1 protein-coding gene is annotated in these 1,005 nt (G+C 60.9%); it reads left to right on the top strand.

Features of this window, described 5'->3' with window-relative positions; translation table 11 throughout:
• A partial coding sequence (locus ADADOO_RS04845) for a S41 family peptidase (protein WP_511275481.1) occupies nt 1–899 on the top strand: 899 nt, incomplete at its 5' end.
• Nucleotides 900–1,005 lie beyond the last annotated feature (106 nt).

The raw sequence follows: 1,005 nt of genomic DNA, 5'->3' as shown, positions 1-1,005 counted from the left end.
CCAAGCCGATCGAGCTGACCCTGATCCGCGAAGTGATCAAGGTGCAGAGCGTCAAATCCAAGCTGGTCGAACCCGGCTACGGCTGGGTGCGCGTCACCCAGTTCCAGGAAAACACCGTGGCCGAACTGGCCAAACATGTTTCCGCCCTCTACAAGGATGGCAACAAGCTGAACGGTCTGGTGCTCGACCTGCGCAACGACCCGGGCGGCCTGCTCAATGGCGCCATCGGCGTTTCGGCGGCTTTTCTGCCACCCGACGTCAAGGTCGTGTCGACCGATGGCCGCACCGCCGATGCCAAGCAGGAATTCAGGGCCAGGGCGCAGGATTACCTGCGCGGCAACAAGGAAGATCCGCTCAAGAGCATGCCCGTCGAAGCCAAAAAGGTGCCGATGGTCGTCCTGGTTAATGGCGGCTCTGCCTCGGCCTCGGAAATCGTCGCCGGCGCGCTGCAGGATCACAAGCGCGCCATCATTGTCGGCACCCAGAGCTTTGGCAAAGGCTCGGTGCAGTCCGTTCTGCCCCTGCCGGGCAACACCGCCATCAAGCTGACCACGGCCCGCTACTACACGCCGGAAGGCCGTTCGATTCAAGCCAAGGGCATCACGCCGGACATCGTTGTCGAAGAGAGCGCCAACGGCTCCAGCCCCGGCATGCGCGTGCGCGAGGCCGATCTCGACCGTCACCTAAGCAACGACCGCGACAAGGAAGCCGCCAAGGAAGCGGCAAAACCGGAAGCCAAGAGCTCCGCCAAACCGCCCAAAAACGGCAAGGACAAAAAGGAGGACACCGAGGACGACATGCCGCAACGGCTGGAATACGCCACCAAGGGCGACTACCAGTTCCAGCAGGCGCTGAATCTTCTCAAGGGTCTTCAGATCATGCAAAATAAAGCGCAATAGTTCATTGATCGGGAGGGATGATGACCAACACAGACCTCAAGAAAAACCGCGAAATTCTGTTCTCCAAGTTCCCCCCGGGCCAGGTGCCCGAGGCGGCCGATGATCT

The sequence above is a fragment of the Azonexus sp. genome (assembly GCF_036170495.1).
GTDB lineage: Bacteria > Pseudomonadota > Gammaproteobacteria > Burkholderiales > Rhodocyclaceae > Azonexus.
The sequence above is the reverse complement of the archived record's forward strand: the minus strand, read 5'-3'. Positions and strand labels throughout refer to the sequence as shown.